The organism is Empedobacter sp. 225-1 (assembly GCF_030328185.1).
Lineage (GTDB): Bacteria > Bacteroidota > Bacteroidia > Flavobacteriales > Weeksellaceae > Empedobacter > Empedobacter stercoris.
In genome coordinates this window covers 92,519-100,475 of sequence record NZ_JACALO010000005.1, presented here as the reverse complement: position 1 = coordinate 100,475, position 7,957 = coordinate 92,519, and the positions used below count along the sequence as shown (strand labels likewise).

Below are 7,957 nucleotides of genomic sequence, written 5' to 3'. Positions count from 1 at the left end.
GAGCCCGATACAATATCGAACTCATTTTTATAATTATTAATTTTTAATCTGTCCAAACTTTTGGGTGCAGTCTAAAAGGATGTGGCTTTTTTAATCTATATGTTTTTATATAAATCCTTGACTGTTCTTATAATGAATAATTAAAAAGATTCCTATCAAAATAGTGAATCCCCATAAAGAACTTCCCCCATAACTAAAGAATGGTAAGGGAATTCCAACTGTTGGGAAAAGTCCGATTACCATCGAAATATTGATAAAAAAGTGAAAGAATAAAATTGACGCAACCGAGTATCCATAAAATCGTGCAAACTTATTCTTTTGATTTTCGGCTAAGAAAAATAATCGTCCCACAAAAATGGCATAGACAATAACCAAAGCTGTACTTCCTATAAAGCCCCACTCCTCGCCTACTGCGGTAAAAATATAATCTGTTTGTTGTTCAGGCACAAATCTTCCTTTCTTAATCGTTCCTTGATTATATCCTTTTCCATATAATTCTCCCGAACCGATTGCTGTTTTTGCATACAATAAGTTATATCCAGAAGTATCGCGGTATTTTGCTTCTCCTTCGTATAAAACCATTACACGCTCTTTTTGGTGTTTTGGTAATTTTTCGAAAATAATAGGTGAAATAAAACTAACCGTACTTGCAAATAGTAATAAAACAATCGAAACAATAATACTAAAATTCAACACGTTTGCAGACAACCCATTTTGAGTTTTGAAAGGTGAATTATTCATTTCCTTTTGTTCGGTTAACTTCAAAATTAACACAGGAATTATCGATATTGCAAAACCAATTAATCCAAAGAAAACAGTGTTAAAAAAGATTGGTTCCGAGAAAAATAAAGCACGCATAGGAAAAAGATGTCCAAAAGATTCTCTCGTTGATTCGGATAAATCTTCGACCAAATAACAAATTCCTATCAATAATAGAAAGAAAATCGATAGTCCTATTAATATCCCATGCATCGCATCAATTACATTTTGATTGTAATTGAAAGCCAAAATTAATAGTGCAATTGTAAGAATTATAAATCCTAAAATTAATAAAACATAAAAAGGAATTTGTACAATTGATATAAGGAAAATAACCAATAAAATGATGGGTGCGATAATAATCCATGGGTTTAATCCTTCTCGATACAACGCAATACTAAACGAACAGAAAATAATCACTGATCCTAAATCGGGTTGCAACAGAATCAAAGCTACTGGAATTGCAATAACAAGCAAGACTTTCCCTACAAAACTGATATCCTTTAAATTGGCATTAGAATGGTTAATAAAATTAGCGATTAATAGAGCTGTACCAATTTTTGCAAACTCAGCGGGTTGCAAACTCAACGGACCAAAACGGTACCAAGCTTTTGCTCCATTAATCTCTTTACCAAAAATCAAAACCCCTACCAAGAGGATTAAGGAGACAATATAAAAAACGGGACTATAAATTTCGAAAAAATTACGATTGTTTCCACTCACAATGATCAAAATTAAAATCATGACCATCCCAAGTCCAAACCAAATTAGCTGTTTTTGACCTAAATCTGGATTGACACTGTAAACGTTCATAATTCCGAAGGTTACTATTAGAAACCCAAGGATCAAAACGGTCCAATCAATTCCTTTTAGTAATCTGTTTTGACTCATTTTTAAATTTTGTTGAATCTTTATTTGTTCTTAATTCACCTGCTTTCGTTCCTAAAGAATCTTTCTTCACTGGTTCTATATACAAACCTTTTCTCTTTAAATAATCTATCCACTGACGACGATATTCTCCTTGTAGATTACCATTTTTCATTCGTTCTAATAAAGGCGTACGTTTAATCGTATCTGTAAGATATAATTCTGCTACTAAACTCGTCATCGGACCTGCCCAAGTTGCTCCATAATGTCCATTTTCGACAATTGCAGCTACGGCTATTTTTGGTTTATCAGCAGGTGCAAAAAGAATAAACAAAGAGTGATCTTGTCCATGCGAGTTTTGTGCCGTTCCCGTTTTTCCATATTGAACAAAACTACTTGTTTCAAAGCCACGAGCTGTTCCTATTGTGAAAACATTTCGCATTCCTCTATGAATGATATCAAAATATTTCGGATCAACTAACGTATTTTTCTTTACTATGTAAGTAGAATCTTTCAGAGGTTTTCCATCAATTCTACGCACAATATGTGGGGTATAAAAATATCCTTTATTCGCAATTGCAGCTGTAAAATTTGCCATTTGCAAAGGCGTTGTATTGATATCTCCTTGTCCCATACCGTTAAAAATAATTCGATAAGGATTCCAAACCCCTTCTCCAAAGCGAGAGTCATAAAAATCTTCCGTTGGAATAAGACCTTTACTACCTACTGGTAAATCAGTTCCCATGAATTTACCAAGTCCAAAACTATTCATAATCGCTGCCCATTCATTCATTCCAACGCCATAATTATTGGGATCTTTCTTGACAATATCTCGATAAGCTTCAGAAAAATAATTGTTACAAGATTTTCCTATTGCCCGTTCTAAACATTGTGGTGCATAATACATTCCACAGTGACAACCAATATGCATACGTCCGTATCGATAACCGTGCTTACAAACATAAGTCGTTTGCTCTGTCATGGTCCCCATTTGCATTCCTGCTAAAGCAGTCAAAACTTTAAACGTAGAACCTGGCGGATATGATCCTTGTAAAGCTCTATCATAGGTAGGACGAGAAATTGAGTCATTGATTAAAGCATTTCTTAATTTAGAATTCAAAAAATCATTTGGATTAATGGTAGGCGCTGAAGCTAAAGCTAAAATTTCTCCATTCGTAGGATCAATTGCAACCACAGCTCCTCGTTTATTTTTGAGCATTTGTTCTGCTAATTCTTGTAAGCGAAAATCGATAGTTAAGTTTACTGTTTTACCACTTTTTACTGCACGATCGTAATCTCCATTTTTATAAGGTCCAACAACATTCATTGTTCGATCTACAATCCAGTTTTTCACACCTTTTACACCACGCAAATCTTTTTCATACGATTTTTCAACACCTGCAATTCCTACTAAATCACCTGGTTGATAATAGGTAGAATCTGTTTTAATGTACGATTGATTAGCTTCGTTTATATAACCTAATATATTTCCTGCAGAATTTACCATGTATTTGCGTTCGGGACGTTTGATGATACTAAATGCTGGATACAAGTACAATTGTTCTTGCATTCGAGCAAAATTTTCGCGCGAAATATTTTTTAGAAAAGGATATGGAGATAATTTTTTATAATCTTTGGCTGAAGTAATTTTAGTTAAAATCGAATCGAATTGTTTGGTTGAAATACCAACCATTTTAGAGAATTTTGCTTTATCAAAATCATTTATAACTTCTCCATCTTTGTCCACAACTTTGGCTGGAATAACATCTAATTCGTACGAATAAGTATTACTCACCAATAATTTTCCGTTACGATCAAGGATATCACCACGATTAGGATATACAATTTCTTGCTTGATAGATGTATTAAACGCATTCAGCGTATATCGATCTGTAAACAATTGCAAATACGCTAAACGTCCTATAAATAGTACAACTATAAACAGGATTAACGCATAAACAACCATCAACTTTTTCATACTCCAACTTTATTTTTAAATAAAATTTTATAAATGAAAACAAACACAAAAGTTATTCCCGAATTAATTAAAGCTTTTAGCATCAAAGATCCGATTCCAGATGGTTTAAAGTTTTCTAAAAGTAATAAAACTACGTGATGAGCAAGTATCAAAATAACCAAATAAAACAACCATTGTGCAAAACTAAACGAACTGAAAGAGAAAAATTCCATCTCATAATCTTGTTTTCCTGCCAACAGCTTAATAATTGGATTACGTAAAAAAGCTATAAAAGTTAAAGCAAATGCATGTATTCCACCTGTATACTCAAAAACATCTATCATTAATCCCAATAAGAAAGATAAGATCAATAATGCATATTTGTTTTGAGATGGTGGATAAAATAACACAAAAACAATATAGATATATGGTTGATAGCTTCCTAAAAAGTTGATGTGATTGAAGACAAAAACTTGCAGTAAAGCTAAAATTATAATCTTAATAATGTTGATTAAAAAATCTTTATTGAACATTCTGTGTGTTTGTTAAAGTATCTGATTTTTCGACTTGTTGAATTTCAACTTTATTCAGGTTAGTTACCACATAGGCTTGAGCTAAATTAGCGAAATCTTGTTTCAATCTTACTTGAACTTTCATTTCACCCGTTTCGTCAATTCCTTTGCTTACAACTTTTCCTATAATAATTCCTTCTGGAAAAACAGGCGATTTACCGTCTGTTTCGATTGTATCTCCTTTTTTGACTTCGATGTATTTTGGAATTTCATATAACTGAACAAAACGAGGATCTTTCCCATCCCATTTCACTGTCCCAAAATATTGATTGCCTTTGATACGGGCATTGATATTGATGTCTTTGTTTAATAAAGATATTGCACGAGAATAATTTTTCCCCGCATAGGTTACAATACCAATTACACCATTATTTGTAATAATACCATCCCCTTTTTCAATTCCATCATTTGTTCCTTTATCAATAGTCAAAAGATTTTGTGTTCTGATGATAGAATTATTTACAATTTCTGTAGGTACAAAAGAATATGTTTGGTGATAACCTAAAGTATCTGATTTATAAAACTTTTTTGTTTTCGCATCTTTAATACCTAAATGCACTAATTGCTCGCGCAAGAACGCATTTTCATCCATCAAATCTTTATTTGTTTGTGGTAATTGAACGAAGTTTGTCACCTTCGCAATTTTATCATTTACATAACCTGTAAAAGATGTACTTGCAGAGGCGAGAATAGTTTCGTGATAAATATTTTTCTTAAAGACAAGAAACAATGCAATTAACTCTAAAAAGACAAAAATTAATAGCATTCCATTTCTTCTAATCGCATTCAGAATATATTGCATTGCTTTTTACTCTTCTATTTCATTAAGAAAGTGAATTTATCTATATTTTTAAGTGCAATACCTGTTCCACGAACAACAGCACGTAAAGGATCATCAGCCAAGAAAACTGGTAAGCCTGTTTTTTTAGAAATACGTTGATCTAAACCTCTCAACATAGCTCCACCACCAGCCATATAGATACCTGTATTGTAGATATCAGCAGCTAATTCTGGAGGAGTTTGAGACAATGTTTCCATCACACCATCTTCTATACGTAAAATTGATTTATCTAATGCACGTGCAATTTCTCGGTAATTTACAGTAATTTCTTTTGGTTTTCCTGTAATTAAGTCACGTCCTTGAACTGGCATATCATCTGGTGCATGCTCTAATTCTTCCACAGCAGCTCCAACTTCAATTTTAACACGCTCGGCAGTTCTTTCTCCGATATATAAATTATGATGGGTTCTTAAATAATAAGCAATATCGTTTGTAAAGACGTCACCTGCAATTTTTACAGATTTGTCACATACAATACCACCTAATGCAACAACGGCAATCTCTGTTGTACCACCACCTATATCGATAATCATGTTACCTTTAGGTTGTGTGATATCTATTCCAACTCCAATCGCAGCAGCCATTGGTTCGTAAATAAGGCGCACGTCTTTTGCGTTGACACGTGCACAAGAATCTTTAACAGCACGTTTTTCAACTTCGGTAATTCCAGATGGAATACAAATCACCATACGCAATGAAGGTGAAAATAATTTACCTTGAATTCCAGGAATTTTCTTGATGAACTCTGTCAACATAAATTCTGAAGCTTCAAAATCTGCAATTACTCCGTCTTTCAAAGGACGAATTGTTTTTATATCGTCATGCGTTTTTCCTTGCATGTGTTTTGCTTGTTCTCCAACAGCAATAACTTTATTTGTTCTTCTATGTATAGCGACGATAGACGGACTATCTACTACAACCTTATTATTATGGATAATTAAAGTGTTAGCAGTCCCCAAGTCAATCGCAATTTCTTGCGTGAAAAAATCAAATAATCCCATCGTTGATTATGTCTCAGTATTATTAAAAATGAATGTACAAAAGTATAATAAATTTAGATGATTATAAAAGAGAATTTAATTTTTTAATCATCTAAATATTTTCACTAAAATAGGAAGTTTTTAGCAATAAAAAAGGGTTAATTTTTTTTTAACCCTTTTTTATGATTTTTATTGAATCTGAATATCATAAGGTAATCTTAATTGAACACCTTTTTGTTCATTCATCAACTTTATTTCTTTGTAAATTCTAATTCCATCCGAACCTAATTCTTTTGCAATTGCAGCTTCGGTATTTTTTCCTTGGAGATTATCCATAAATTCTTCGAAAGAATCTTTACGTTTTGGATAACTTTCTGTCGAATATTTTTCGATTTTAGCCAATTTAGCTGCTTCCTTAATCGCTGTTTCTAAACTTCCAAAATCGTCAATCAAACCAATTTGTTTTGCACGAGTTCCAGACCATACTCGCCCTTCCCCTATTTTATCCACTTGTTCGTAGGTTAATTTTCTGTTTGCTGCAACATGATTTACGAACTTACTGTAGATTAAAACAATTGATTTCTGCATCGTATTTTTAGCCGTTGGTGACAAGGGTGTTGTTAACGACTTCAATTGATCTGCATTTGCATTCGTTTTCACTTCATCAAAGTTTAAACCTATATTATTAAATAATTTTTGTGCGTTTGGTATCATTCCAAAAACACCAATTGATCCTGTTATTGTGTTAGGTTGCGCATAAATTTTATCCGAAGCTAAAGCTATATAATAACCTCCAGAGGCTGCTACATCACCAAACGAAACAACTATTGGCATCTTTGTTTTCAATTGCATCAACTCATATAAAATTTCTTCCGATGCATTAGCACTTCCTCCAGGCGAATTTACACGTAAAACCAATGCTTTGATTTTATTATTTTGCGAAATTTTACGGATTGCATCTACATAGGTTTTAGATTGAATTCCATCAAAACCATTTCCTTCCGTAATTGTTCCTGAAGCATATAACACAGCTACTTTAGCTTTTTCAGATTTTTCTGTAATAGTCTCAAAATAGTCTTCAACCTTAATTGTATGTTTTTCTAATACTTCAAAATCAGTTTTTGACTTTTCTTGTTTTAATCCAAGTTTTGTAAATAACATTTTCTGATAATCATTCTCTTGTGCAATGATATCATAAATTTTATTTTGCTTTCCAATTTCTGGAATAAAAGCGTATAAACTATCTGTTACCAGATTAAATTGTTCTGGAGAAATTTTTCGAGAAGTTGAGATTGAATTAGCTACATTTCCCCATACATCATTTAATAATTCAGACAATTGCATGCGATTTTCATCAGACATATTTGTTCTTATATATGGTTCAACAGCACTTTTGAATTGCCCATGACGTATTACTTGAAAATCGACTCCATATTTATCTCCCGCATTTTTGAAAAACATAATATTAGAACTTAATCCTTGTAAAAGTGTACCTCCCAAAGGATTTTGGTAAATTTTATCGGCTACACTACTAATATAATAAGACAACTGACTACCGGAATTTGAATACGAATAAACAAATTTTCCCGATTTTTTAAAATCTTTTAACGCATTACGAATATCTGTAGCTTGTGTTGCCCCACCAGAAAATTGATCAAGTTTTAAACTAATTCCTTTTATCTTATTATCATTCTTTGCCGCCTCTATCGAATGAATGATATCTTGCAAAAACACATTTGTATCCTCTGATAAATCAAATAAAGAAACTGATCGATCCATATCACTCTCCATAATTGGATTTTCGAGCGAAATCTCTAAAACTGATCCTTCTGTTACACTCTTTGAAGGTTTAGATAAAGCTGAAACAAAAATTAGCACGAAAAGTAGAATGATAAATACACTAACCGTTAATAGATTTCCTATAATTGTAGAGAATACTCTCCCGAAAAAGTTTTTCATTTTTAATTTATTATTACTTTTG

At 32.4% G+C, this 7,957-nt stretch carries 6 protein-coding genes; all 6 read right to left on the bottom strand.

Annotated elements, in window-relative coordinates; translation table 11 throughout:
• Positions 1 to 105: 105 nt before the first annotated feature.
• Positions 106 to 1,650: a rod shape-determining protein RodA gene (rodA, locus tag HX088_RS02915; protein ID WP_286483294.1), complete on the bottom strand. Its 1,545-nt coding sequence runs from the start codon at positions 1,648 to 1,650 to the stop codon at positions 106 to 108.
• Positions 1,619 to 3,604, bottom strand: a complete 1,986-nt coding sequence (gene mrdA / locus HX088_RS02910; protein WP_286483292.1) for a penicillin-binding protein 2 — start codon at positions 3,602 to 3,604, stop codon at positions 1,619 to 1,621. Before mrdA ends, rodA begins: the two co-directional genes overlap by 32 nt.
• Entirely contained in the window at positions 3,601 to 4,116 is a 516-nt protein-coding gene (gene mreD, locus HX088_RS02905; protein WP_286483291.1) for a rod shape-determining protein MreD, read from the bottom strand. The genes mrdA and mreD overlap by 4 nt, the downstream gene beginning before the upstream one ends.
• The gene (gene mreC, locus HX088_RS02900; protein ID WP_286483289.1) at positions 4,106 to 4,957 is read right to left on the bottom strand and encodes a rod shape-determining protein MreC; all 852 of its coding nucleotides are present in this window, start codon (positions 4,955 to 4,957) and stop codon (positions 4,106 to 4,108) included. Before mreC ends, mreD begins: the two co-directional genes overlap by 11 nt.
• Positions 4,958 to 4,971: 14 nt before the next feature.
• The gene (locus HX088_RS02895) at positions 4,972 to 5,997 is read right to left on the bottom strand and encodes a rod shape-determining protein (protein WP_038331974.1); all 1,026 of its coding nucleotides are present in this window, start codon (positions 5,995 to 5,997) and stop codon (positions 4,972 to 4,974) included.
• Between the two features lie 168 nt (positions 5,998 to 6,165).
• Positions 6,166 to 7,935: a signal peptide peptidase SppA gene (sppA, locus tag HX088_RS02890; protein WP_286483287.1), complete on the bottom strand. Its 1,770-nt coding sequence runs from the start codon at positions 7,933 to 7,935 to the stop codon at positions 6,166 to 6,168.
• Between the last annotated feature and the right edge of the window lie 22 nt (positions 7,936 to 7,957).